Annotated in this window: 18 protein-coding genes, 1 tRNA gene and 1 pseudogene; 11 read left to right on the top strand and 9 right to left on the bottom strand. The window is 73.5% G+C overall.

Annotated features, from left to right (window positions below):
* Positions 1 to 7 precede the first annotated feature (7 nt).
* A tRNA-His gene (locus tag ACIOD1_RS16080) sits at positions 8 to 80 on the bottom strand.
* Positions 81 to 324: 244 nt separating this feature from the next.
* On the opposite strand from ACIOD1_RS16080, the gene ACIOD1_RS16075 reads away from it, so the two are divergent.
* Complete coding sequence (locus tag ACIOD1_RS16075) at positions 325 to 1,476, top strand: aminopeptidase P family protein (RefSeq protein ID WP_365616686.1); 1,152 nt, start codon at positions 325 to 327, stop codon at positions 1,474 to 1,476.
* A gap of 10 nt (positions 1,477 to 1,486) precedes the next feature.
* On the opposite strand, the gene treZ is transcribed toward ACIOD1_RS16075, so the two are convergent.
* Positions 1,487 to 3,238, bottom strand: a complete 1,752-nt coding sequence (treZ, locus tag ACIOD1_RS16070) for a malto-oligosyltrehalose trehalohydrolase (RefSeq protein WP_401902783.1) — start codon at positions 3,236 to 3,238, stop codon at positions 1,487 to 1,489.
* A gap of 110 nt (positions 3,239 to 3,348) precedes the next feature.
* Here treZ and ACIOD1_RS16065 point away from each other — a divergent pair, with 110 nt between their 5' ends.
* The 3 genes from ACIOD1_RS16065 to ACIOD1_RS16055 all read left to right on the top strand — a co-directional run bounded on the left by ACIOD1_RS16065 (position 3,349) and on the right by ACIOD1_RS16055 (position 5,715).
* On the top strand, positions 3,349 to 3,912 hold the full coding sequence (locus ACIOD1_RS16065; RefSeq protein ID WP_365616690.1) for a DUF1707 and FHA domain-containing protein: 564 nt from the start codon (positions 3,349 to 3,351) through the stop codon (positions 3,910 to 3,912).
* Positions 3,913 to 3,986: 74 nt separating this feature from the next.
* Positions 3,987 to 4,496: a GNAT family N-acetyltransferase gene (locus tag ACIOD1_RS16060; protein ID WP_401902780.1), complete on the top strand. Its 510-nt coding sequence runs from the start codon at positions 3,987 to 3,989 to the stop codon at positions 4,494 to 4,496.
* A gap of 208 nt (positions 4,497 to 4,704) precedes the next feature.
* Positions 4,705 to 5,715: a helix-turn-helix domain-containing protein gene (locus tag ACIOD1_RS16055; RefSeq protein ID WP_401902778.1), complete on the top strand. Its 1,011-nt coding sequence runs from the start codon at positions 4,705 to 4,707 to the stop codon at positions 5,713 to 5,715.
* Between the two features lie 66 nt (positions 5,716 to 5,781).
* On the opposite strand, the gene ACIOD1_RS16050 is transcribed toward ACIOD1_RS16055, so the two are convergent.
* Positions 5,782 to 7,026: a M14 family zinc carboxypeptidase gene (locus tag ACIOD1_RS16050; RefSeq protein ID WP_401902776.1), complete on the bottom strand. Its 1,245-nt coding sequence runs from the start codon at positions 7,024 to 7,026 to the stop codon at positions 5,782 to 5,784.
* A gap of 663 nt (positions 7,027 to 7,689) precedes the next feature.
* Between ACIOD1_RS16050 and ACIOD1_RS16045 the strand changes: the two genes are divergently transcribed.
* Positions 7,690 to 8,274: a DinB family protein gene (locus ACIOD1_RS16045; RefSeq protein WP_401902775.1), complete on the top strand. Its 585-nt coding sequence runs from the start codon at positions 7,690 to 7,692 to the stop codon at positions 8,272 to 8,274.
* A gap of 692 nt (positions 8,275 to 8,966) precedes the next feature.
* Here the strand turns inward: ACIOD1_RS16045 and treY are convergent.
* On the bottom strand, positions 8,967 to 11,225 hold the full coding sequence (gene treY / locus ACIOD1_RS16040) for a malto-oligosyltrehalose synthase (RefSeq protein ID WP_401902773.1): 2,259 nt from the start codon (positions 11,223 to 11,225) through the stop codon (positions 8,967 to 8,969).
* An 82-nt stretch (positions 11,226 to 11,307) separates the two neighbouring features.
* Between treY and ACIOD1_RS16035 the strand changes: the two genes are divergently transcribed.
* Positions 11,308 to 12,609 carry an MFS transporter gene (locus ACIOD1_RS16035; RefSeq protein ID WP_365616702.1) on the top strand — a complete coding sequence of 434 codons (1,302 nt, stop codon included), beginning with the start codon at positions 11,308 to 11,310 and terminating at the stop codon, positions 12,607 to 12,609.
* Here the strand turns inward: ACIOD1_RS16035 and glgX are convergent.
* Positions 12,594 to 14,708, bottom strand: coding sequence for a glycogen debranching protein GlgX (gene glgX / locus ACIOD1_RS16030; protein WP_365616704.1), 2,115 nt, complete (start codon positions 14,706 to 14,708; stop codon positions 12,594 to 12,596). The two genes, ACIOD1_RS16035 and glgX, sit on opposite strands and share 16 nt — an antisense overlap.
* A 283-nt stretch (positions 14,709 to 14,991) precedes the next feature.
* Here glgX and ACIOD1_RS16025 point away from each other — a divergent pair, with 283 nt between their 5' ends.
* Positions 14,992 to 16,263: an SAV2148 family HEPN domain-containing protein gene (locus ACIOD1_RS16025; RefSeq protein WP_365616706.1), complete on the top strand. Its 1,272-nt coding sequence runs from the start codon at positions 14,992 to 14,994 to the stop codon at positions 16,261 to 16,263.
* Between the two features lie 192 nt (positions 16,264 to 16,455).
* Positions 16,456 to 17,169 (top strand): exonuclease domain-containing protein, encoded by a 714-nt coding sequence (locus ACIOD1_RS16020; RefSeq protein WP_365616708.1) that lies wholly within the window; start codon positions 16,456 to 16,458, stop codon positions 17,167 to 17,169.
* A 57-nt stretch (positions 17,170 to 17,226) separates the two neighbouring features.
* Here the strand turns inward: ACIOD1_RS16020 and ACIOD1_RS16015 are convergent, their stop codons facing one another.
* Positions 17,227 to 18,078, bottom strand: coding sequence for an aminoglycoside phosphotransferase family protein (locus ACIOD1_RS16015; protein WP_365616710.1), 852 nt, complete (start codon positions 18,076 to 18,078; stop codon positions 17,227 to 17,229).
* 115 nt (positions 18,079 to 18,193) lie between these two features.
* Here ACIOD1_RS16015 and ACIOD1_RS16010 point away from each other — a divergent pair.
* The 3 genes and pseudogenes from ACIOD1_RS16010 to ACIOD1_RS16000 all read left to right on the top strand — a co-directional run bounded on the left by ACIOD1_RS16010 (position 18,194) and on the right by ACIOD1_RS16000 (position 21,116).
* Positions 18,194 to 19,455, top strand: a pseudogene (locus tag ACIOD1_RS16010) (macrolide family glycosyltransferase).
* Positions 19,452 to 20,015 (top strand): DUF1697 domain-containing protein, encoded by a 564-nt coding sequence (locus ACIOD1_RS16005; RefSeq protein WP_401902771.1) that lies wholly within the window; start codon positions 19,452 to 19,454, stop codon positions 20,013 to 20,015. Before ACIOD1_RS16010 ends, ACIOD1_RS16005 begins: the two are co-directional and overlap by 4 nt.
* 99 nt (positions 20,016 to 20,114) lie before the next feature.
* Positions 20,115 to 21,116 carry a 2-dehydropantoate 2-reductase N-terminal domain-containing protein gene (locus tag ACIOD1_RS16000; protein WP_365616716.1) on the top strand — a complete coding sequence of 334 codons (1,002 nt, stop codon included), beginning with the start codon at positions 20,115 to 20,117 and terminating at the stop codon, positions 21,114 to 21,116.
* A gap of 18 nt (positions 21,117 to 21,134) precedes the next feature.
* Here ACIOD1_RS16000 and ACIOD1_RS15995 read toward each other — a convergent pair whose 3' ends face one another.
* The 3 genes from ACIOD1_RS15995 to ACIOD1_RS15985 are packed head-to-tail and all read right to left on the bottom strand — an operon-like array spanning position 21,135 to position 23,582.
* On the bottom strand, positions 21,135 to 21,896 hold the full coding sequence (locus tag ACIOD1_RS15995) for a sirohydrochlorin chelatase (protein WP_365616718.1): 762 nt from the start codon (positions 21,894 to 21,896) through the stop codon (positions 21,135 to 21,137).
* Between the two features lie 5 nt (positions 21,897 to 21,901).
* Positions 21,902 to 22,798 (bottom strand): ABC transporter permease, encoded by an 897-nt coding sequence (locus ACIOD1_RS15990; RefSeq protein WP_365616720.1) that lies wholly within the window; start codon positions 22,796 to 22,798, stop codon positions 21,902 to 21,904.
* A complete protein-coding gene (locus tag ACIOD1_RS15985; protein ID WP_365616722.1) occupies positions 22,785 to 23,582 on the bottom strand; it encodes an ABC transporter ATP-binding protein in 798 nt (265 codons plus the stop codon). Before ACIOD1_RS15985 ends, ACIOD1_RS15990 begins: the two co-directional genes overlap by 14 nt.
* Positions 23,583 to 23,615: the final 33 nt, after the last annotated feature.

Here is a 23,615-nt window from a genome sequence, read left to right as displayed (position 1 = left end):
TCAACAGGGTGAGTGACGGGACTTGAACCCGCGGCCACCTGGACCACAACCAGGTGCTCTACCAACTGAGCTACACCCACCACGAAGGGCGGCGGACCACCCGTTCGTCGTGCACGCACAGCATAGCCGATCAGCGGGGTGCTCCCGCGACGCATATTGCGGGGCCCCGCGCGCGACGCCACCGAGCGCCCGGCGCACCGCACGCGACTCCCGCGCCCCGGACCGCGCCCCGGACCGTGCCCCGGACCGCGCCCAGGACCGCGCCCGGGAACCCGACCGGCGCGGCCGATGCGCCGGCCGTACCGCTCGCGGCAGGATCCCCGTATGACTTCCGACCCGATCCACGGCGACCCGATCCACGCCGAACCGGCCCCCTTCACCACCGCCGACTACGCCGCCCGGATGGAGGCCGCCGCGCGCAGCGCCGCCGACGCCGGCCTCGCGGGGCTGCTGATCGCCCCCGGACCCGACCTCACCCACCTCACCGGCTACCGGCCCGTCGACACCGAGCGCCTCACCGTGCTCGTCCTCGCCGCAGGCCAGGACCCCGTACTGGTCGTGCCCGCCCTGGAAGCCCCCGACGCCGAGAAGGCCCCCGGCGCGGGCGCCCTCACCCTGCGCGACTGGACCGACGGCAAGGACCCCTACTCCGTCACCGCCCCGCTCCTCGACGCGCGCGGCCGCTTCGGGGTCAGCGACAACACCTGGGCCCTGCACCTCCTCGGCCTCCAGCGAGAGCTGCCCACCACCTCCTACGCCCCCCTCACCGACGCCCTGCCGATGCTGCGCGCCGTCAAGGACGAACGGGAACTGGCCCGGCTCGCCGCCGCCGGTGCCGCCGCCGACGCCGCCTACGCGCAGATCCTGCACGTCCCCTTCGCGGGCCGCCGCGAGAGCGAGGTGGCCGCCGACCTCGCCGGGCTGCTCCGCGTCCACGGACACTCCCAGGTGGACTTCACCGTCGTCGGCTCCGGCCCGAACGGCGCCAACCCCCACCACGAGGCCGGCGAGCGCGTCATCCGGCACGGCGACATGGTCGTCCTCGACTTCGGCGGCCTCAAGCACGGCTACGGATCCGACATCTCCCGCACCGTCCACGTGGGCGAGCCCACCGCCGAGGAGCAGCGCGTCCACGACATCGTCCGCGAGGCCCAGCAGGCCGGCGTCGCCGCCGTCCGCCCCGGGGTCGCCTGCCAGGAGGTGGACCGGGCGGCCCGCGCGGTGATCACCGAGTTCGGCTACGGCGAACGCTTCATCCACCGCACCGGCCACGGCATCGGCGTCACCACCCACGAGCCCCCGTACATGATCGAGGGCGAGGAGCAGCCCCTCGTCCCCGGCATGTGCTTCTCCGTGGAGCCGGGCGTCTACCTCCCCGGCCGCTTCGGCGTCCGCATCGAGGACATCGTCACGGTCACCGAGGACGGCGGCGCCCGCCTCAACCACGCCCCGCGCGAGCTGGCGGTCGTCGAGTAGGCGGACGGCCTCAGGGGCCGAGGACCACCGCCGACTCGCCCGGTACGCGGATCCGCCCGTCCGGACCCGGATGCTCCACCGGCTCCCACGCGGCCAGCACCCGCACCCCGTTGCGGCCGAGCGCGATCGTCACCGGTTCTCCCGACAGGTTCGCCACGACCCGGACGTCACCGCGCCGGAAGGTCACCCAGCGCCGCTCCTCGTCGTGGGCGACCCGGACCGCAGCCAGGTCCGGGTCGCGCAGGTCGGGCTGGGCGCGGCGCAGCGCGATCAGGACGCGGTACCAGTCCAGGAGCCGGGCGTGCGCGTCGCGCCGGGGCTCCTCCCAGTCCAGGCAGGAGCGCTCCCGGGTCGCCGGGTCCTGCGGGTCGGGGATCTCCTCCGCCTTCCAGCCGTGCGCCGCGAACTCCCGGCGCCGGCCCGTGCGGACCGCCTCCGCCAGCTCCGGATCCGGATGGTCGGTGAAGTACTGCCAGGGGGTGCGGGCCCCCCACTCCTCGCCCATGAACAGCATCGGTACGAACGGCCCCGTCAGGGCGAGGGTCGCCGCGCAGGCCAGCAGCCCGGGGGAGAGGGTCGCGGAGAGCCGGTCGCCGAGGGCCCGGTTGCCGATCTGGTCGTGGGTCTGGGTGTAGCCGAGGAACCGGTGCGCCGGGGTGCGGCGGCGGTCCACCGGGCGTCCGTGCGTCCGGCCGCGGAACGAGGACCAGGTTCCGTCGTGGAAGAAGGCCCTGGTCAGGGTCTTGGTGAGGGCCCCGAGCGGGGCCTCGGCGAAGTCCGCGTAGTACGCCTGGGACTCACCGGTCAGCGCACAGTGCAGGGCGTGGTGGAAGTCGTCGTTCCACTGCGCGTGCACCCCCAGCCCGCCCGCCGTACGGGGCGTGGTCAGCCGGGGGTCGCCCTGGTCGGACTCCGCGATCAGGAACAGCGGCCGGGCCGTCTCCGCCGAGAGGGCGTCCACCGCGGTGGACAGCTCCTCCAGGAAGGACAGCGCCCTCCCGTCGGCCAGCGCGTGCACGGCGTCCAGCCGGAGCCCGTCGATCCGGTAGTCCCGCAGCCAGGCCAGCGCACTGCCGACCAGGTACGCGCGGACCTCGTCCGATCCGGGCGCGTCCAGGTTCACCGCCGCGCCCCAGGGGGTGTGGTGGGTGTCGGTGAAGTACGGACCGAAGGCGGGCAGGTGGTTGCCCGAGGGGCCCAGGTGGTTGTGGACCACGTCCAGGACCACCCCCAGCCCCGCCGCGTGCGCCGCCGCCACGAACCGGGCCAGCCCCGCCGGACCGCCGTACGGCTCGTGCACCGCCCACGGCGCGACCCCGTCGTACCCCCAACCGTGCCGGCCCGGGAAGGGGCACACCGGCATCAGTTCCACGTGCGTGACCCCGAGCGAGGCCAGGTGGGGCAGGCGGGCGACCGCCGCGTCGAAGGTGCCCTCGGGGGTGAAGGTGCCCACGTGCACCTCGTACAGCACCGAGTCCTGGAGGGGGACCCGCGGGCCGGGCCCCTCGGGGGTCAGCGGCCCGAAGGCGACCACCGCCGACAGCCCGTCGGGGCCGTCCGGCAGCCGCCGCCCGCGCGGATCCGGACGGACCGTCGGATCCTCGCCCAACAGGAACCCGTACCGGTCGCCGTCGCCGGCCGCCGCCTCGACGGTCCACCAGCCGGCGCGCTCCGGACCCGGATCGGCGTTCATCTCGTAGTCGGTGTCGTTCAGTCGCATGGCGACCCGACCTGTCAGCGGTGCCCATACCTCGAACTGCACGGACGGTCCCCTCGTCTCCGGCGGTGTCCAGCATGCGTATCGTGCCCATCATTCCGGGCCGGCCGGGGGACTTCTGGACACTCCGCACCCGACGGGCCGACAATCACCCTGTGACGTCGAGTTTCGAGTTCTCCGCCTTCCCCGCTCCGCGCCTGTCCGACGCTGAGCGGGACCGGGCGTTGGGCCAGCTCAGGGAGGGTGCGGCCCTCGGAAAGCTGTCGCACGACACCTTCATGCGACGGATGGAGCTGGCCCTCGTGGCGCGCCGCGCCGAGGAGCTCGCCGTCCTCACCGCCGACCTCCAGGCCCGCCCGGGCACCGAAAGCCCCTGGACCCACCGCCTGTTCGGCTGGGTCGGCCGCGCCTCGGCCGTCTCCGTCGGCGTACGGCGCGCCTGGCAGGCGGAACGGCTGCCCAAACTGCTGCTCCCGCACCCGGCCGCGGGCCCCCTGCGGATCGGCCGCGACCCGGGCAACGGCCTGCGGCTCACCCACGACACCGTCTCCCGCGCGCACGCCGAGCTGAGCCTGCGCGGCGGCCTGTGGGTCCTGACCGACCTCGGATCCACCAACGGCACCACCGTCAACGGACGTCGCCTGTCCGGCTCCGCCGTGGTCCGCGACGGGGACCAGATCGGCTTCGGCACCGTGAGCTTCCGCCTCTCCGCCCACTGACCCTTCTCATCGGCCCCTCCCGCCGGCCCCGTCCCGCCCGCTCCCTCGGCCGCCCGGGGGCGCAGGATGGCGCCATGAACACCACCCCCGACGTACCGCCGGAGGGCGAGGCCCCCGCCGACGCGGCCCCCGTGGTCCGCCCCGCCCGCCCCGAGGACCTGCCCCGGCTGGTCGAACTCGTCCACGAGCACGTGGCGTACGAGCGCGCGGACCCCCGCCCGCCCGGACTCGCCGACCGCCTCGGCCCGCAGCTGTTCGCCCCCGACGCCCGCCTGTGGGTCCTCCTCGCCGAAACCCCCGACGGCACGGTGGCCGGGTACGCCGCCTGCTCGACCGAGTTCGCCTTCTGGGACGGCCGCCACTACCTCCACATGGACTGCCTCTACCTCGCCGAGGACGCGCGCGGACACGGCCTCGGCGCCGCCCTGATGACCGGCGTGGCGGCCCTCGCCGCCGAACTCGGCCTCGACCGCGTCGAATGGCAGACCCCTGAGTGGAACGAGGGCGCCGTACGGTTCTACGACCGCCTCGGCGCGACCGCCCGCCCCAAGCGCCGCTACGCCTGGCCCGTCCAGGCCCCCTGAGCAGGCCCCCCGGGACGGCCCCCGAGGAGGCTTTGGGGCGCGCTCCGGGACGGCCTCGGCGCCGCGCGTCGCGGGCGGCTTCGCGCCGGCCGGCCGCGCGGCACCGGCCATTCCGCGCCCCGGCGCCATTTTCTACAAGAGCGCCGGCCCCCGCGCGCGTCAAGGTCACCGGGCTGCCGGCCGAACGGCCCCGCGGAAGGATGCCTTGATGACCCTCACAGCCGAGTTCCCGACGGACCACCTCGCGGCTCCGCGCCGGCCGGCCCCCTGGGAAGCCGCCCTCGCCCGACACGCGATGGCGTGCACGCTCACCATCGAGCGCCGGGAGGAGTTCTCGGCCTCCTGCCGCGTGCTGGACCTCGGACGCCTCCAACTGTTCGCACTGCGGTGCCCGCCGCTGACGGCCCACAGGAGCGCACGGCTGATCCGCCGGGCCGACCCGGAAGTGCTCCACGTATGGCTGACGGTCCGCGGGGCGATCACCCTGACCCGGGATCGCCGAGCGGTGACGGCCACCGAGGGGGACCTCCTCGTCTACGACTCCTCGCGGCCGTTCACGGCCCGGTGCCTCTCCGGCGCACGACCCGACACCGCCTCGCTCGTCGTCCAGGTGCCGCGCGTCCACCTCCCGCTGCGGTCCGACCTGCTGGACGCGGCGTCCCCCGCCCACGTCCCTGGCGGAACCGGAACGGGCGCCCTCCTGCGACGCCACCTGGAGGAGATGTCACGCGTCGCGACCGACCACGGGGCAGCCGACGCCTCCCGCCTCGCGGACGCCTCCCGCCTCGCGGACGCCGCCGTCGGCCTGCTCGTGGAGGTGCTCTCCGCGCCGGCCGGCCCCGCCGCCGGCGGGTGCGGGGACCCACCCCGACACGCGCTGCTCCTGACCCAGGTCCACCGGTTCATCCGGGACCAACTCGGCGACCCCGGGCTGACGCCCGGCACCATCGCCGCCGCCCACCACATCTCCCTGCGCCACCTGCACAAGCTCTTCGAGCCCGAGCACACCACCGTCGCCGAGCACATCCGCACCAGCCGGCTCCAGCGGCTGCGCCACGACCTCGCGGATCCCGCCCTCGCCGAGCGACCGTTCCGCCAACTCGCCGCGCACTGGGGCCTCACCGACCCCGCCCACGCCGGACGGATCTTCCGGACGGCCTTCGGAGTCACCCCCGGCCACCACCGACGCCTGTCCCGGACGGGCCCGCCCGTGGACTGAACCGCCCGTGGACTGAACCGCCCGTGCGCTGAACGTGCTCCCACCGAAGCGGCCCCCGGCCCGGCGTCAGCGGTCCGCCAGCCTCTCGTAGGCGGCCAGGACCGTCCGGGACTGGTGCTCGACCTGGGTGGACACCGGCACCCAGCGTGCCTGGAAGCGGGCCGCGAACTCCTCGCACCACCCCGTGACCAGACGGTCCAGCGCGGGCGCCGCCGGATGCCCCTCGGCCCGCAGGACCCGTAGCAGCATCGCGCCGGCGCGCAGCGAGAGTCTGCGCCCGAAGGCGTCGATGCTGCCCACGGACGCGGTCGTGGCCTCGGCGGAGGCCCCGGCCCCCGTCCACTGGGCGGCGACCGAGGGGATCAGGGCGAGCGTCCAGTCCACCGCCCGCAGCAGCGCGGCGGCGTCCCCACCCGCCCCCCGTACGCCTCGACGCGGCCCGGCCACCAGGGCCGCGTCCTCGATGAGCCGCCCCGCCAGCATCCGCAGGGCGCCCCGTGGGTCGGGGTGCGGTGCGGGATCGTCCACCAGGTCGGACGCCCACATGGGCACCTCGACGATGGCCGTCGTGCCCCGGTGGCGGTGGGCGTGGTACCAGGTGCTCAGCCGGATGTCCTCGGGGTGGAAGGCCCCCGCCTCGTTGCGCTGCTCCGGCATCACGAAGATCCCGGGCCCGGGGGAGGACCACCCGGCGGCGTCGGAGGCCCCCGTCTCCACCGGGATCCGCAGCTCGGCCGCCGACTTCCCGAACGGCTCGGCCAGACCGGGTACGTCCCGGGTCAGCTGCACCCAGGAGCCGCCCAGATCGGTGCCGTGCAGGGAGACCTGGAGCACGGGCCGCAGCTCGTCGATGAGCCCGGTCAGGACGAGGGTCTCGGGCGGGAGCCGGTCAGGGGCGAGTAAAGACGGCGCCCACTCCGGCTGTTCGGGCCCGGGCGGGCGGAAGAAGTTCCGGTGGTAGTCCGCGAGCGAGTACGGGTGGGGCGTGCGGTGGAGGTCGGCCCCGTCCGGATCGGCGCACAGCAGGAAGTGCCAGCCGGCCCCGCCACCGCCGCCCCGGATCACCCGCCGGGCCAGGTCCAGCGCGGTGGCCCCGCCGACGGGCTCGTTGGCGTGGGCCCCGGCGACGACGAGCACCTGCCGCCCGCCGCCGTTCCGCCCGTCGACGGAGAGCACCCACAACGGCCGCCCGCCCCGGGACGTCCCGGCCCGCCGGAGGGCGACCCGCGCCGGGTGCTCGTCCGCCAGCGTGCTTGCGGACAGGGCGAGTTCGTGGGGCGTGGGGTAGCACATGTCACGGAGGAGGGTCACACCTGATGCCATGCCCGCCGCGCACGCCCCCTACCACTCCGCACGCCCCCAATCTCCCCAAGAACCCCTGGCCAACGCCTTGAGGGCTGGGCGGGGGAAACCCCGGCGGTATGCGGTCGGGCGGTCTCGCGGATGGTTTGGGGGTTTCCCGCCAGTCCACTGTCCTTCCGTGCCGGTCCGGTCCCTCAAGGGCGCTCCTTCGTCGCGTCGCTACGCGATTTCGCTGCGCTCAACCCTTGACCGACCGGCCCGTCCCGGAATGCCAAAGACTGTCGGGAAGCCCCCAAAAGCACGGGCTGGTCTGTAGTGACGAGGAGCGGCCCCGTCATGAGCAGAGGGACGGGCGCTTCGGCGAGCACGCATGGCATTCGGGTCCCTCGCAGAACCTTTCAGGACTCGGCTCGGGCTACTCCACACCTGAGGGTGATCAGGACAGTGGAACAGGACCGGGGGCGCAACGGATCGCTACGCACTCGCACTCGGTTCAGCGTCTGCGGTCCGTCTGGGGCTGGGCAAAAGGGGGTTGTCTCACGTGGCAAGAATGGGAGCTTCTTGTAGCTGCTCGGGGCGGGGTGGCCATGGCAGGGCCTCGGCTCTGGCGGTCGTTGCGGACCGACTAAGGGATCTTGAGACCGCGAGCAGCGCATGGCAGGCTGAGGCCGCATGATCGATGAATTCGCGAAGGGCAACCTGCACGGAAGACTGCGGCGGGACCGCGAAGCGCTGCTCTGGAAGCTTGAGGGCTTGTCCGAATACGACGCCCGCCGACCTTTGACGGCTACCGGGACCAACCTTCTCGGCCTGATCAAACATGTGGCCAGCGTCGAGGCCAGGTACTTCGGCGAGGTCTTCGGCCGCCCTTCCCCGGAACCGTTGCCCCGGTGGCAGGACCACGAAGGCAGCGATCTGTGGGCGACCCAGGACGAGACCCGCGATCAGATCATCGAGTCCTACCGGCGCACGTGGCAACACTCGGACGCGACGATCAACGAGCTTCCCCTCGACGCCCCCGGCCACGTGCCGTGGTGGCCGGAGCCTCATCCCAACACGAACCTGTTCGCCGTCATGGTCCACGTCCTCAGCGAGACCAACAGGCATGCCGGGCATGCCGACATCCTGCGCGAAAGCGTCGACGGCCGAACCGGGATGCGCCCCGAACATGAGACGCAGATCGACGAGGAAGCCCGCGCCGCCTACTGCGCGAGGATCGAGCAGGCCGCCAGATCAGCCGCATCAGCCGAGGCATAGGTGCGCGAACGAGGCCACGGCGGTGGCCGCCGGACTGCTCTACATCATCGCCAACGTGATGCTCGGGCAGCCCCACGACTCCCTCGGGTACCGAACCGGCTCTTGGTGGGCGCTACCGCTCTACCCAGCCCACAGCATCCCCGCCCTCGCAGCTGTCGCCCTCCTCTTCGCCGGCGCCCTTGCATGGGGCCTCGCGTCCCCCACACGCAAGCTCTGACAGGCCGTCCCCAGGCACCAGAGACCCCTCCCAGCCCCAGACGGGCCGCAGCCGCCAAGCCGAGAGCAAGCGTGGAGCGATCCGTTGCGCCCCCGGTCCCGTCCCACTGTCCTGATCAACCGCAGGTGTGGAGTAGTCCGAGCCGAGTCCTGAAAGGTTCTGCGAGGGACCCGGATGCCCGGCCTGCCGGCCGAAGCGCCCGTCCCATGTCCCATGACGGGGCCGCTCCTCCTCGCTTCAGACCAGCCCGTTCTTTTGGGGGCTTCCCGACAGTCTTTGGCATTCCGTGACGGGCCGGTCGGTCAAGGGTGGAGCGCAGCGAAATCGCGTAGCGACGCGACGAAGGAGCGCCCTTGAGGGACCGGACCGGCACGGAAGGACAGTGGACTGGCGGGAGACCCCCAAACCATCCGAGAGCCCGCCCCGCACGCACCCCGCCGAGGTTCCCCGCAGCCCCCGCCCCGCCCCCGCCCCCCTACCCCACCCGGACCAGTGCCATCGCCGGGGTGGCGTTCAGCAGGGTGTCCAGGCGGGTGGGGCCTTCGAAGGTTCGGGTGGGGTTCGGGAGGGGGCTCCAGTGTCCCGGGGGGAGGAGCAGGGTGGTGTCCCGCCAGCCGCCCGCGCCGGCCAGGCGGTGCGAGAGGCGGGTCGCCACCGCCGCCAGGCCGGGTGAGCGGGTGAAGGCCACGCAGTGCTCGGCCGCCGGGCCCCGGGCCGTCAGGGGGGTGTAGCCCGTGAACAGCTCGGGGCGCTCGCGGCGCAGCCTCAGCAGGGCGGCCGTCAGCGCGAGCTTCTCCGCCGCGACGTCCCGTGGGGCGGCGCCCGAGTCCAGCGCGGCCAGTGCGGCGCGGGGGAAGGCCGCCGGGCGGCGGTTGTCCGGGTCCACCAGCGCCCGGTACTCGGTCTCCGAGCCCTGGTAGATCTCCGGCACCCCCGGCATCGCCAGGTGCAGCAGGGTCATCCCGAGCAGGTTCGCGCGGGCCGCCCCGACCAGCGCGGGCGGCATCCGTACGGGGTCTGCGGGCACCAGGTCCGCGATGCCCGCCTCGTACTCCTCGTCGGGGTCGGTCCAGGAGGTGCGCAGCCCCGCCTCCCGGGCCGCCTTGAGCAGGGCCGCCTCCAGACGGGGGCCGTGTTCGGGGGCGCCGCCGAGTCCGAGCGCGCTCTGCCCGGCCACCCAGGCCAGCCGGGGGTCCGGGCCGGCGGGGCGGGCCATGGCCTCCGGGGCCTGGGACAGTACCGCGATCCGGGCGCGGACGTCCGCGCTCCGCTTCGTGTCGTGCGTGGACAGCACGGTCCCGGAGGCGGGCCAGTCCCGCTCCAGGTCGGCGCAGTACGCGTGGAACTCCGCGACCGACACCGCCGGGGCGCCGGGTTCCCCGCCGACCTCGGTGGCCGACAGGAGCGGCGCCCAGCGGTAGAAGGCCCGGTCCTCCAGGGACTTGGCGCGCAGGGCCGCCGAGGTCTGGGCGAAGCGGGCTCCGAAGGCGCGGTCGCGCAGCACGAGGTCGCGTACGCCCTCCACCGCGCTCTTCCCGGCCCGTGCGGTGGCCCGGGTCAGGGCGTCGGGGTCCAGGTCCGCGTCGCCGGGGTAGGGCCGGTACACGGGATAGGTGACGAGCAACTCCCGCACGGCCGGGGCGAGATCCGGGCCGGCCCGGCGTTCCAGGGTGGCCAGCTCCGCCGCCAGGTCCACGGTGAGCACCTCGCGGGCGGCCGCCGAGGCCGTGTCCTCCCAGGAGTCGGCGTCGGCCGACTCCTGGAAGGAGCTTGCGAGTTCGGCGGTGCCGGTGGGGTCGGCGAAGAGGCCGTCCACCCGGTGCAGGGCGTCGTATCCGGTGGTGCCCGCGACGGGCCACCGGGCCGGCAGCCGCTCCTGGCGGGCCAGGATCTTCTCGACGACCACCCAGCAGTCGTCACCGACGGCCGTGCGAAGCCGTCGCAAGTAGCCCTCGGGGTCGGCGAGTCCGTCGACGTGGTCGATGCGCAGGCCGTGGACCACGCCGTCGCGGACGAGTTCCAGCACCTTCGCGTGGGTGGCGGCGAAGACGCCCGGGTCCTCGACCCGCACCCCGATCAGGTCCGAAATGGTGAAGAAGCGCCGGTAGTTGAGTCCCGTACGGGCCTCGCGCCACCAGGCGACCCGGTACCACTGCGCGGCCAACAGCTCGGCCTCGGGAAGGTGCGCGGTCCCGACGCGCAGGGGGAACTCCTTCTCCCCGTAACGGAGTACGCCCTCCTGGGCGTCCACGGCGCAGGCCTCGTCGGGTCCGCCCAGGACGGGGAGCAGGAGCTGTCCGCCGCCCGCCTCCCAGTCGATGTCGAACCAGCGGGCGTACGGGGAGTGCGGCCCCTCCCGCAGCACCTCCCACAGGGGTCGGTTCAGGCGCAGGGGGTCGGGGACGGCCATGTGGTTGGGCACGATGTCGAGGACCACACCGAGTCCGTGCGTCCGGGCGGCCCCGGCGAGTGCCCGCAGGCCCTCCTCGCCGCCCAGTTCGGCGCGGACCCGCGCGTGGTCGGTGACGTCGTACCCGTGCGTGGAGCCGGGCACCGCCTCCAGCACGGGCGACAGGTGCAGGTGTGAGACGCCCAGGGAGGCGAGGTACGGCACGGCTTCCCGGGCGGCGTCGAAGGAGAACCCCGGGTGCAGCTGGATACGGTAGGTCGACGCCGGGGTGACAGGGTTCGGAACATCAGATTCCGATCGGATGCACGGCTGCGGCAGGCTCATGAGAACGTACGTACCCAGCCTGCCGGATTCCGTGCCATTACCCAATGCATACGGGTGACTCCGCCGCGTTAGTGTTGATCAAGTGGTTGGAACCGTCAACACCTATAGAAAAGTCATCGCCCTCACCGGGCCCCTTCTCCCGCTCGTCTCGTTCTTCGCCCGACTGCCCGTCGCGATGTCCCAGTTCGGCAGTGTTCTCCTGGTCGCCGAGACCAGTGGCTCCCTCGCCACCGCGGGGATCGTCGGCGGCGTCCTCTCCGCCGGCCAGGTGGTCTTCGGACCCGTCCTCGGCCGGCTCGCCGACCGGTACGGGCAGCGTCCCGTCGTACTCGCCGCCGCGGCGGTCAACGCCGTCGCCACCGCCGCGCTCGTCGCCGGGGCCCTCGGGGGCCTCGCGACCGTCCCGCTCGCCGCGATCGGAGCCGTCACCGGCGCCTCCGTGCCGCTGATCGGGCCCCTCGCCCGGACCCGTTCCGTGGCCCTCGCGCACCGCGCGAAGGCCGACGAGAGCGTGGTGGGCGCGGTGCACTCGCTCGAAGGGACCCTGGACGAGGTCTCCTTCGTCTTCGGCCCCGCCCTCGTCGGGCTCGCCGCGCTGATCGCGCACCCCGCCGTCGCCCTCGGAGGGGCCGCGGCCCTCGTCGCCGTCTTCGCCTCCGCCTACGCGCTGCACCCGACGGCCGCCGTCACGGCCGGTGCGCCCGCGCGGGAACGGGGGGCGCGGGCCCGGGTCCGTCAGCCGCGCGTGGTGCACGCCGTCCGCGGCTCGCTCGCCCTCCAGGGCGCCATGTTCGGCGCCTGTCAGGCCGGCATCGCCTCGCTCACCGCCCAGTTGGGGGTGCCCGGACAGGCCGGGATCGTCTACGCCGCCATGGGCGTGGTCAGCGCGGCCGTGGGCCTCGCGCTCGGGGCGCTGCCCGCCCGCTTCGGGCTGCGGCTGCGCTGGCGGGTGGCCACCGCCGCGGCGCTGGTCCTGTCGGTGCCGCTGCTGTTCACCGAGACCCTGTGGCCGTTGTACGTGGTGGTCACCGTCCTCGGGGCCGCCTACGCCCCGCACCTGATCACCGCCTTCGCGCTCACCGAGCGCGTGGTGGAGCCCGCCCGGCTCGCCGAGTCGATGGCGTTCGCCGCCAGCTCCCTGGTGGCCGGCCAGGCCGCCGCCCTGGCCGTGTCCGGGCGGCTCGCCGAGTCCTACGGACCCGGCGGGGCCTTCGCCGTGGCGGTCGGGGCGGCCGCGCTGTGCCTGACCCTCGCGCTCGTCACGAAGGTGCCGTCCACCCGCCCCCGGGCGGCCAAGCCCTTCATCCCCGCGCAGCAGGCCGCCTCCCCGGCCCTCGGGGAGGCGCCGGCCGCCGAAGGGACGGGGGCCTACGCCGGCCGCTGAAGCACCACCAGACACCGCCCTGTCAGAGCCACCCGGTCACCGGCCGCGAACTGCGGTCCGGTACCGGGTGGCAGTACGTCCGATCTCGCCGTGTCCACGACCAGGCGCCACCGCGTGCCGTGCCCGGCCGGGACGGTGAAGTCCTGCGGCTCGGCGCCCGCGTTGAACATGAGCAGGAACGAATCGTCGGTGATCCGCTCGCCCCGGGTGCCGGGCTCGGAGATCGCCTCCCCGTTCAGGAACACGGTCAGCGCCTTCGCGTGCTGCGCCTGCCAGTCCCGGGCCCGCATCTCCTCGCCGTGCGGGGTGAACCAGGCGATGTCCGACAGCTCGTCGTGCGTGCCCTCCACCGGCCGCCCGTGGAAGAACCGGCGCCGCCGGAAGACCGGGTGGTCACGGCGCAGCCACACCATCCGCCGGGTGAACTCCAGCAACCCCGGAGCCGGTTTGCCCGGGTCGGGCCAGTTCACCCAGGACAGCTCGTTGTCCTGGCAGTAGGCGTTGTTGTTGCCGCCCTGGGAGCGGGCGAACTCGTCGCCGTGGCTGAGCATGGGCACGCCCTGCGACAGCATCAGCGTGGCGATGAAGTTGCGCATCTGGCGCTCGCGCAGCTCCACCACCTCCGGGTCCTCGCTCGGCCCCTCGACCCCGCAGTTCCAAGAGCGGTTGTGGGTCTCGCCGTCCCGATTGCCCTCCCGATTGGCCTCGTTGTGCTTGTCGTTGTAGGAGACGAGGTCGTTCAGGGTGAAGCCGTCGTGGCAGGTGGTGAAGTTGATGGAGGCGAGCGGGCGCCGCCCGTCGTCCTGGTAGAGGTCGGAGGAGCCCGTCAGCCGGCCCGCGAACTCGGCGAGCGTACGCGGCTGTCCGCGCCACATGTCCCGCACGGTGTCGCGGTACTTGCCGTTCCATTCGGTCCACAGCGGGGGGAAGTTGCCCACCTGGTAGCCGCCCTCGCCCAGGTCCCAGGGCTCCGCGATCAGCTTCACCTGGCTGACCACCGGGTCCTGTTGGACCAGGTCGAAGAAGGAGGACAAGCGGTCCACCTCGTGGAACTGCCGCGCCAGGGTGGCCGCGAGGTCGAAGCGGAAGCCGTCCACGTGCATCTCGGTCACCCAGTACCGCAACGAGTCCATGATCAGCTGGAGCACGTGCGGGGAGCGCATCAGCAGGGAGTTGCCGGTGCCGGTGGTGTCCATGTAGTGCCGGGGATCGTCCGCGAGCCGGTAGTACGAAGCGTTGTCCAACCCCCGGAAGGAGAGGGTGGGCCCCAGGTGGTTGCCCTCGGCGGTGTGGTTGTAGACCACGTCCAGGATCACCTCGATCCCCGCCTCGTGCAGGGCCCGCACCGCCGACTTGAACTCCAGCACCTGCTGGCCCCGGTCGCCGGAGGCGTAGCCGTTGTGCGGGGCGAAGAAGCCGATGGTGTTGTAGCCCCAGTAGTTGCTCAGCCCGTCGTTGGCCAGGCGGTGGTCGTTGACGTGCTGGTGGACCGGCATCAGCTCCAGCGCCGTCACCCCGAGCTTGGTGAGGTGCCCGATGACCGCCGGGTGCGCGAGGGCCCCGTAGGTGCCCCGCAGCTCCTCCGGAAGGTCGGGGTGACGCATGGTCAGACCCTTGACGTGCGCCTCGTAGAGCACCGTGTGGTGGTACTCGTGCCGCGGCGGCCGGTCGTTGGCCCAGTCGAAGTACGGGTTCACCACGACCGAACTCATCGTGTGCGGCGCCGAGTCGAGGTCGTTGCGCGAGTCGGGCCGGCCGAAGTGGTAGCCGTAGACCTGCTCGCCCCAGTCGACCTTCCCGCTGACGGCCCGCGCGTACGGGTCCAGCAGCAGCTTCGCCGCGTTGCAGCGCAGCCCGTGCTCGGGCTCGTAGGGTCCGTGCACGCGGAACCCGTAGCGCTGACCCGGCATGATCCCGGGCAGGTAGGCGTGCCGGACGAACGCGTCCGTCTCGCGCAGTTCGACGGCGGTCTCCGAGCCGTCGTCGTGCAGAAGGCACAGCTCGATGCGGCGCGCGGCCTCGGAGTACACCGCGAAATTGGTCCCGGCGCCGTCGTACGTGGCACCCAGTGGATACGCCTGTCCCGGCCAGACCTGCATAGATAACGACTCTTCCCATCCTGGTCCGGCTCGATCCGGCGCGGAACGCGTCACATCAGATCTTCCCCGAAAGGGGGCTCGCACGCGCGGACTTGGGATGCTCCTACCGGGTGACCCGGAGACCCGACAGTCGGCTCAGTGGACTGTCTGCGCATCACATAATGGGTCGACGGACCATCGGACCGGGGGCTCGCCCCACTTCGGGCTGCATCGGGGCGTGTGCGCGGAGTACCCTTCCGTGATCACTGGAGACGGGCGTCCAGACGCAGAAGGCGGTGCACGGGTGAGCTCGGGAGGTCTGGAGCTGCCCCCTGGTGACAGCGGTCACGAGGGTGGCTCGGCGGAGACCCCTGTCGGGGATCCGGGCGGTGCGCCGGGTGCGTTGGCGGCGGGTGCGGTGTCACTGGCCCCGCCGGCGGCCGAGGACGCGCGGGCCGGAGCCGAGCTGGACTGGGGCGCGGACGCCTGGAGCGAGGTCCGGACGCGGGCCCAGCGCGCGGGACGTGCGTACATCTGGCTGAATCTCATCGAACAGCGGCTGAGATCCGTGGTCGGCGCCGTCCTGCGCCCGGTCTACGAGCCGGTGCACGGCGGGGACGACTGGGTGGTCGCGGCGGCCGGGCCCGCCGGGCAGGAGTGGGTGCAGCGGGCGGTGGCCGTCCGCGAGGTCAGCCGGCGCAAGGGCTACCTCCTCGACCCCGCCGACGACAACGTGCTGAGCTTCCTGACGCTCCCGCAGCTGCGTGAGCTGATGGTCCAACACTGGCCCTGCTTCGAGCCGTACTTCGACGACCGCCGCGAGATCGAGCTGGCCCTCGACGAGCTGGAGGTCACCCGCAACGTCGTCTCCCGCAACCGCGCCCTGTCCCGCCCCGTGCTGGAGCAGGCCGAGCGGGCCTCCGCGCGGCTGCTGGAGGTGCTGGGGGCGGGCGCGGGCAGCCCGGCCGCGGACCGGCTGCCGATCGACGCCGTCGAGGGCCTCGTGGGCGACCGGTACGCGGATGTCATCTCCGTCCACCCCGATCGGGTGCGGCTGCAGCGGATGCTTCCGGCGGAGGACCTCTTCGGGGGCGCGCGGCGGCTCGACGCCATCGGCATAGGCCTCAACCTGCTGGTGCAGAACTTCTCCGGGCGAAGACTCGTACGCCTCAGCGAGGCGGGCTGTCGGGTGCGGCTGCTGTTCCTGAACCCGGCCAGCAGCGCCGTCAAGCGCCGCGAGCGCGAGCTGGGGCTGCGCAAGGGCGAGCTCAGCCGGTCGGTGGAGATGAACATCCTGCACGTGCGCCGGGTCCGGGCGGGCCTGAAGGACCCCTCGCGCTTCGACATCCACGTCTTCGACGAGACCCCGCGCTTCACCGCCTACCTGGTGGAGGGGGAGTCCTCCGGGATCGCCGTGGTCCAGTCCTACCTGCGTCGGGCCCGCGGCATGGAGGCCCCGGTGCTGGTGCTGCGCGGGGGCGGGCGCCGGGCGTCCAAGGACTCCGAGCACGGGCTCTTCCCGACCTACCGCGAGGAGTTCGAGTCGGTCTGGGAGGACTCCCGGCCGGTGTCCTGACGGCGCCGCCGGCATCCGCCCCGTAGCCGGGGAGGGGGGCGCCTCCACCCGGTGTCAGTGGCCCGTGGCAGGCTGAAACGCGTTGACCGGATATACGGGGGAGGGGCGCGTCATGGAGGCGTGGTACGGGGGAACGCGGAGCGGGGCCGACCGGCGGACGACCGTCGGGGCCGTGGGACGGGCGGCCCGGAGATGAGCTGGATCAGCGGACCGCTGATGGCCTTCGACCTGGAGACGACGGGCACCGACGTCGAGACCGACCGGATCGTGACGGCGGCGGTGGTGCGGTTGGGCCCCGACGGAGCCGTCGCGGGGGAGCGGACCTGGCTGCTCGATCCCGGAGTGGCGATACCCGAACAGGCGTCGGCGATCCACGGCATCTCGACGGAGCACGCCCGCGCGCACGGGGCGCCGGCCGCAGCCGCGATCGAGGAGATCGCGGCGGCCGTGGCCGAGGGGCTGCGCCGCGGCACGCCCCTGGTGGTGATGAACGCGCGCTACGACCTGTCGCTCCTGGACCGGGAGTGCGGCAGGCACGGGGTGGCGTCGGTCAGCGAGCGGCTGGGCGGCGTGCCGGCGCCCGTGATCGACCCGCTGGTGATCGACAAGCACGTGGACAAGTACCGCAAGGGCAAGCGGGCCCTGTACGCGCTGTGTGACCACTACGGGGTGTCGCTCGACGACGCGCACGACGCGCGGGCCGACGCCGTGGCCGCGGCCAGGGTGGTGCGGAGCATGGGAGCCCGCCACCGGCCGGTGGCCGCGATGGCGCTCACGGACCTGCACGACCTCCAGGTGCGGGCGGCGGCCGAGCAGTCGGTCTCCCTCCAGGCCTACCTGCGACGCACCGCGGACCCGACGACGGTCGTCGAACCGTCCTGGCCGCTCATACCCCGCAGGCGCTGACCCCGCAGGTGCCGACCCCGCAGGGGCCGACCTAGCGGGCGCCGACCCCTCGGGCCGTCAGAAGGGGTGCCAGCGCGTCTCGGTGTCCCCGTCGCGCAGCGAGGTCACCCGGCGGCGGAACTCGGCCAGTGCCTTCGGGTTGGACGGCGCGTGCTGGGAGACCCAGGCGCAGCTCGCCGTCTCCCGGGCGCCGCGGAGCACCGCGCAGCCGTCCCACTCGCGCACGTCCCACCCGTAGCCGTCGGTGAAGGCCTCGTAGGCGGCGGCGGGCAGTCCGTAGCGGTCGCGGGAGAGCGCCATCACCACGAGGTCGTGCTCGCGCAGGTCGCCCGCGACGGTTTCCAGATCCATCAGGACCGGCCCGTCGGGGCCCACGTGGACGTTGCGCGGCAGGGCGTCGCCGTGGATCACGCCCGGGGCCAGGCGCGGGACGAGGGCGGCCACTTCGCCGGCGTAGGCGTCGCGCCGGTCGCGCAGGTACGCGGCGTCCCTCGGGTCGACGTGGTCCCCGGCGAGGCGGAGCCAGCGCTCGACCCCGCCGAGGAGGTCGCGCGCGGGCAGCGCGAAGGGCGGGGCGGGCAGCGCGTGCAGGGGCCGCAGCAGCGCCGCGAGGTCCTCGGGGCCGGCCGGGCGGACGGCTCCGGGGAGCCGGTGCCACAGGGTCAGCGGGTGTCCCGCCACCAACCGGGGGTCGGGCTCGGCCGCGCGGACGGCGGGGATCCCGGCGTCCGCGAGCCAGCCGGCGACGGCGAGCTCCCGCTCGGCCCGCTCCAACAGCCCGGCTTCCCGGCCGACCTTCACCACCAGGTCCCCGACGGCGAAGACGGCGTTCTCCCCGAAGGCGAGCAGCTCGGCGGGCTCGTCGAGGCCCGCCTCCTGCAGTACGTCCCTGGCCCGTGCCTCGTCCATGCCGTCCGTCTCGTCCCTGGTCCGTCGATCTTCGTGGTGCGGGTCAGTCTCGCATCCCGAGGGGCCGCCGGCGGCGCCCCGGGGGAGGAGGGGCGCGGGGACGTACGTAAAAGACGTGCACGAGACGTCTCGTCTCGTTAACCTGGAGACATGACCCCTGCCGAACCCGCCCACATCGCCATGTTCTCCATCGCCGCCGCCGGCCACGTCAACCCGAGCATCGAGGTGATCCGGGAACTCGTCGCCCGCGGCCACCGCGTCAGCTACGCGATCCCCGCCGGCTACGCCGACCTCGTCGCCGAGACCGGAGCCACCCCCGTCGTCTGGACCTCCACCCTCCCCACCGAGGACGACCCAGACGCCTGGGGCACCGAACTCGTCGACCAGCTCGCACCCTTCCTCGACGACGCGATCCAGGCCCTCCCCCAACTCGCCGCCGCCTTCGAGGGCGACGAGCCCGACCTCGTCCTGCACGACATCACCTCCTACCCGGCGATCGTCCTGGCCCGCCGCTGGGGCGTCCCCGCCGTCTCCCTCTCCCCGAACCTCGTCGCCTGGACCGGCTACGAGGAGGAGGTCGGCGCCCCCATGACCGCCGCCCTGCGCGCGAGCGAACGCGGCCGGGACCACCTCGCCCGCTTCCGGACCTGGCTCGACGAGAACGGCATCGAGGACGACTCCGACCGCTTCGTCGGCCGACCCCGCCGCAGCATCGTCCTCATCCCGAGCGCCCTCCAACCGCACGCCGACCGGGTCGACCTCGACGTCCACACCTTCGTCGGCGCCTGCCAGGGAGACCGCAGCGCCACCCAGGGCACCTGGGAACGGCCGCCGGCCGCCGAGGGCCGGAAACTGCTCCTCGTCTCCCTCGGCTCCACCTTCACCCGGCGACCCGCCTTCTACCGGGCCTGCCTGGACGCCTTCCGCGACGACCCCGACTGGTACGTCGTCCTCCAGATCGGCCGCTCCACCGACCGGGCGGACCTCGGCGAGATCCCCGCCAACGCCGAGGTCCACCGCCGGGTCCCCCAGCTCGACATCCTCGGCAAGGCAGACGCCTTCCTCACACACGCGGGCGCCGGCGGCAGTCAGGAGGGCCTCGCCACCGGCACCCCGATGGTCGCCGTCCCCCAGGCCGTCGACCAGTTCGGCAACGCCGAGATGCTGGTCTCCCTCGGCGTGGCCCGACACGTCCCCATGGAGGAGGCCGACGCCGACACCCTGCGCACGGCCGTCCTGGAACTCCTCGCCGACCCCGCCACCGCCCCGCGCGCCGCCGCCCTCCGCGAGCGGACCGCCACCGAGGGCGGCGCCCCCCTGGCCGCCGACCTCATCGAAGCCGAGCTGTCACAGGCGGCCCTTAGGGTGCGGCCATGACGAGCGACAAGAAGTACGCGGCCCTGCTGCGCGGCATCAACGTCGGCGGGAACAAGAAGGTCCCGATGGCCGAGCTGCGCACCGTCCTGGAAGGGCTCGGCCACGCGGGGGTGCGGACCTACCTGCAGAGCGGCAACGCCGTCTTCGCCAGTGCCCGGACCGACCCGGACGCCCTCGCCCGTGAACTGGAGGCGGCCATCGAGGCCCACTTCGGCTTCCGGGTGCCCTGCCTGGTCGTCGAGGCCGCCTACCTGCGGGCCGTCGCCGACGCCTGCCCCTTCCCCGCCGCCGAACTGGAGGGCAGGCAGCTCCACGCCACCTTCTTCTCCGCGCAACCCGGCGCGGAGCGCTTCGCCGCCCTCGGCGGGACGGGATTCCTCCCCGAGGAGTTCCGCCTCGGCGACCGCGTCGTCTACCTCTACGCCCCCGACGGCCTGGGCCGCTCCAAACTGGGCGAGGCCCTGGCCAGGCCGGCCGTGGTCAAGGGGTTCGACGTGACCACCCGCAACTGGAACACGGTCGTCAAACTCGTCGAACTCACCGGGCCCGACAGCCCCTGAGCCGCGGCCCGCCCTCGCCGCCCGCCCACCCCGCCCGCTCCACCGTCCGCCCGTCGACCCGACCGGGGAACACCGCCGCGGCTGTGCCAGGCTCGGGTCATGCGATACATCATCATCGGCGCCGGCGCGATCGGCGCGGCCATCGGGGGCAGGCTCGCCGAGGCGGGCCGCGACACCATCCTCGTCGCGCGCGGCGCGCACGCCGAGGCGCTGAAGGCTGACGGTCTCAGCCTGACCACCGCCGACGGGACCCGTGTCCACCGGCTCCCGGTCGTCGCCGGACCCGCCGAACTCGGCGAACTGCGCCCGGACGACGTCCTGCTGCTCACGGTGAAGACCCAGGACGCGGTGGCCGCGCTCGACGCCTGGGGTGACGCGGAGGTCGCGGGCGGCGGCACGGCGGCCCAACGCCTGCCGCTGCTCTGCGCGCAGAACGGCGTGGAGAGCGAACGCATGGCCCTACGGCGCTTCGCGCGCGTGTACGGGGTGTGCGTCTGGCTGCCCTCCACCTTCCTGGAGCCGGGCACCGTCTCCGCGCTGTGCGCCCCGCTGACGGGGATCCTGCATCTGGGGCGCGCGACCGGCGGCGCCGACCGGCGGATCAGGGAGGTCGCCGCCGACCTGGAGGCGGCCGGCTTCGGCGCGCCCGTCGTCGAGGACGTGATGCGCTGGAAGTACGCCAAGCTGCTCGGGAACCTGGGCAACGCCGTCCAGGCGACCACCGGCCCCGAACCGGACCCGGCGAAGGAGACCCTGCTGCTGCGGGCCATCGCCGAGGCGGAAGCCGTCTACGACGCGGCCGGCATCGATCACACCCCGGAGGCCGAACAGGCGGCGGCCCGCGAGGGCAAGGTCCTCCAGCCCGCCGGAGTGCGGGGCGGCTCCTCCTGGCAGAGCCTGGCGCGCGGAACGGGCTCGGTGGAGGCCGACTACCTCAACGGGGAGATCGCCCTGCTGGGCCGGCTGCACGGGGTGGCGACCCCGGTCAACGAGGTGCTCCGGCACGCCGCGAACATCTTCGCGCGGGAGTCCCTCCCGCCGGGCGCGATGTCCATCGCCGACCTGACGGCCCTCGCCGACGAGGCGGAGTCCCGGGGCTAGGCCGTCCGAGAGCCGCGCTCAGGCCGACAGGGCCGGGAGGCGGGCCGGGGCGCAGAGGGACGCGTCGTAGCGGAGGAGGAGGAGGCGGGCCAGTTCCGGGGCGGCGCCCAGGACACCGGCCACCGCGTCCGCTCCCGACTCCGCGGCGCCGGCCGCGATCCGGTCCGGGAGCCGGCCGGGGGCGATCACGTACGGGGCGACGACGATCCGTTCGACGCCCTCGGCCCGCAGGGCCCGTACGGCGTCCTCCGTACGGGGAAGAGCAGCGGAGGCGAACGCAGGCCGCACGGCGCACCAACCGGTGTGCCGCCACTCCCGCGCGATTTCAGCGATCACTGCGATCGCCTCCGGGTCCGAGGATCCGGCGGACGCGAGCACCACACCGGTGCCGGCGCGCTCCGCCGGGGTGAGGCCGACTCCGGCCTCGGTCAGGCGCCGCTCCAGGGCCGACACCAACAGCGGCGACGGTCCGAGCACGTCCGCCACGCGGACCGCGAGGCCCGGCAGTCGGGACGTGGACTCGGCGAGCACCGCCGGGATGTCCGCCTTGGCGTGGAAGGCCCGGGTCAGCAGCAGCGGAAGGGCCACGACCTCCCGTACGCCGGACAGGTACAGCGAGGCCAGGGCCTGGGGGACGGTCGGGGCGTTGAAGTCCAGGAAGGCGGTCTCCACCCGGAGCCCCGGCCGCAGCGCCCGCGCCCGCCCGACGAGGGCGTGCACGGTCGCCGCGTGCCGCGGGTCGCGGCTGCCGTGGGCGATGACCAGAAGGGCGCGGGACACGGAACTCAGCTCTTGACCAGCAGGCCGCGGCTGCGCAGCACCCACCGCTCGACCGGGCTGAAGATCAGCAGGTCGATGGCGATGCCGACCACGAGGATCAGCAGGATCGCGAGGAACACGCCGGGCAGGTCGATGTTGTTGCGGCCGTTCTCCAGCAACTGGCCCAGGCCCAGGCCCAGGTCGGGGGAGCTGGCGATGATCTCGGCGGCCATCAGGGAGCGCCAGGAGAACGCCCAACCCTGCTTGAGGCCGGCCAGGTAGCCGGGCAGCGCGGCGGGCATGACCACGTGTCGGGCACCGCGCAGGCCGGTGGCGCCCAGGGTGCGTCCGGCGCGCAGGAACAGCGGCGGGATCTGGTCGATGCCGGAGACGAGGCCGTTGGCGATGGACGGGACGGCGCCGAGCAGGATCACCGTGTACATCATGGCGTCGTTGAGGCCGAACCAGAGGACCGCCGGCGGCACCCAGGCCACCGAGGGCAGGGACTGAAGGCCTTGGAGGATCGGGCCGATCGCGGCGCGGACGAACTTCACCCGGGCGACGAGCAGGCCGAGCGGGGTGCCGATGGCGAGGGCCAGCAGGAAGCCGAGCAGACCGCGCGACACGCTGGTCCAGATGATGTCGAGCAGGGTGCCCTTGGCCCACATCTCGGAGAGGCTGTCCCAGACCGCGGACGGCGCGGGCAGCTTGGTCTCGTCGGCGACCTTCATCGAGACGAGCACCTGCCACACGACCAGCACGAGACCGACGGCCAGCAGCGGGGGCAGCGTCTTCTTGGTGAAGAACTCGCGGAAGGAGGTGCGGTGGGTCTGGACCGCGTCGAGCGCGTCGAGTCCGGCCTCCAGGCCGGCCAGGTCGTCGTTCTTGGCCGCGGCCTTCGGGGTGGTGTCAGTGCTGGCCATGGCGGCGGATCTCCCCACGCAGGTGTTCAGTGATCTCTAGGGACAGCTCGGCCACGTCCGCGTCCTCGATGCGGCGCGGCTGGGTGATGTCCACGGTCCATTCCTTCGCGACCCGACCGGGGCGGGAGGAGAGCAGGACCACGCGCTGGGCGAGGCGGACGGCCTCGCGCACGTTGTGCGTGACGAAGAGGACGGACAGCCCGGTCTCGGCCCAGATGCGGGTGAGTTCGCCGTGCAGCACGTCGCGGGTGATGGCGTCGAGGGCGGCGAAGGGCTCGTCCATGAGCAGCAGTCGGCTGTCCTGGGCCAGGGCCCGGGCGAGCGCGACGCGCTGGCGCATGCCGCCGGAGAGCTCGTGGACGCGCTTGCCGTACGCGCCGCCGAGGCGGACCAGTTCCAGCAGTCGTTCGGCCTCCGGTTTGCGGTCGGCCTTGGCGACCCCGCGCAGGCGCAGGGCCAGTTCGATGTTCTTGCCCGCGGTCAGCCACGGGAAGAGGGCGTGCTCCTGGAACATGAGCGCCGGCCGGCCGCCGGGGGTCTCTATCGACCCCGCGGACGGCTTGTCCAGGCCGGCGACCAGGTTGAGCAGGGTGGACTTGCCACACCCCGAGGCGCCCAGGATGGTGACGAACTCGCCGGGAGCGACATCGAGACTGATGTCGTCCAGGACGAGCTGCGATCCGGCCGGGCCGGAGAAGGACTTCGAGACGTGCTCGATGCGGGCGGCGTGCTGGTGCCGCTCCGCGGTGGTGCCCTCGGCAGCCTTGGCGAGCGTGGTGGCCATGGTCGTCACCTCCTGGGTTGCTGATCTACGGAC

Origin of the sequence: Streptomyces sp. NPDC088097, from assembly GCF_044741845.1 — a bacterium.
Classification (GTDB): Bacteria; Actinomycetota; Actinomycetes; order Streptomycetales; family Streptomycetaceae; genus Streptomyces.
This window is presented reverse-complemented; position numbering and strand designations above follow the sequence as displayed.

What these genes read in the sequence shown, in the direction of transcription:
- ACIOD1_RS16015 (WP_365616710.1), bottom strand. Translation starts at nt 18,078, where the DNA reads ATGGACGAGGCACGGGCCAGGGACGTACTGCAGGAGGCGGGCCTCGAC.
- ACIOD1_RS16075 (WP_365616686.1), top strand. Translation starts at nt 325, where the DNA reads ATGACTTCCGACCCGATCCACGGCGACCCGATCCACGCCGAACCGGCC.
- treY (WP_401902773.1), bottom strand. Translation starts at nt 11,225, where the DNA reads ATGAGCCTGCCGCAGCCGTGCATCCGATCGGAATCTGATGTTCCGAAC.
- ACIOD1_RS15985 (WP_365616722.1), bottom strand. Translation starts at nt 23,582, where the DNA reads ATGGCCACCACGCTCGCCAAGGCTGCCGAGGGCACCACCGCGGAGCGG.
- ACIOD1_RS15990 (WP_365616720.1), bottom strand. Translation starts at nt 22,798, where the DNA reads ATGGCCAGCACTGACACCACCCCGAAGGCCGCGGCCAAGAACGACGAC.
- ACIOD1_RS16020 (WP_365616708.1), top strand. Translation starts at nt 16,456, where the DNA reads ATGAGCTGGATCAGCGGACCGCTGATGGCCTTCGACCTGGAGACGACG.
- ACIOD1_RS16045 (WP_401902775.1), top strand. Translation starts at nt 7,690, where the DNA reads ATGATCGATGAATTCGCGAAGGGCAACCTGCACGGAAGACTGCGGCGG.
- ACIOD1_RS16005 (WP_401902771.1), top strand. Translation starts at nt 19,452, where the DNA reads ATGACGAGCGACAAGAAGTACGCGGCCCTGCTGCGCGGCATCAACGTC.
- ACIOD1_RS16055 (WP_401902778.1), top strand. Translation starts at nt 4,705, where the DNA reads ATGACCCTCACAGCCGAGTTCCCGACGGACCACCTCGCGGCTCCGCGC.
- ACIOD1_RS16060 (WP_401902780.1), top strand. Translation starts at nt 3,987, where the DNA reads ATGAACACCACCCCCGACGTACCGCCGGAGGGCGAGGCCCCCGCCGAC.
- ACIOD1_RS16000 (WP_365616716.1), top strand. Translation starts at nt 20,115, where the DNA reads ATGCGATACATCATCATCGGCGCCGGCGCGATCGGCGCGGCCATCGGG.
- glgX (WP_365616704.1), bottom strand. Translation starts at nt 14,708, where the DNA reads ATGCAGGTCTGGCCGGGACAGGCGTATCCACTGGGTGCCACGTACGAC.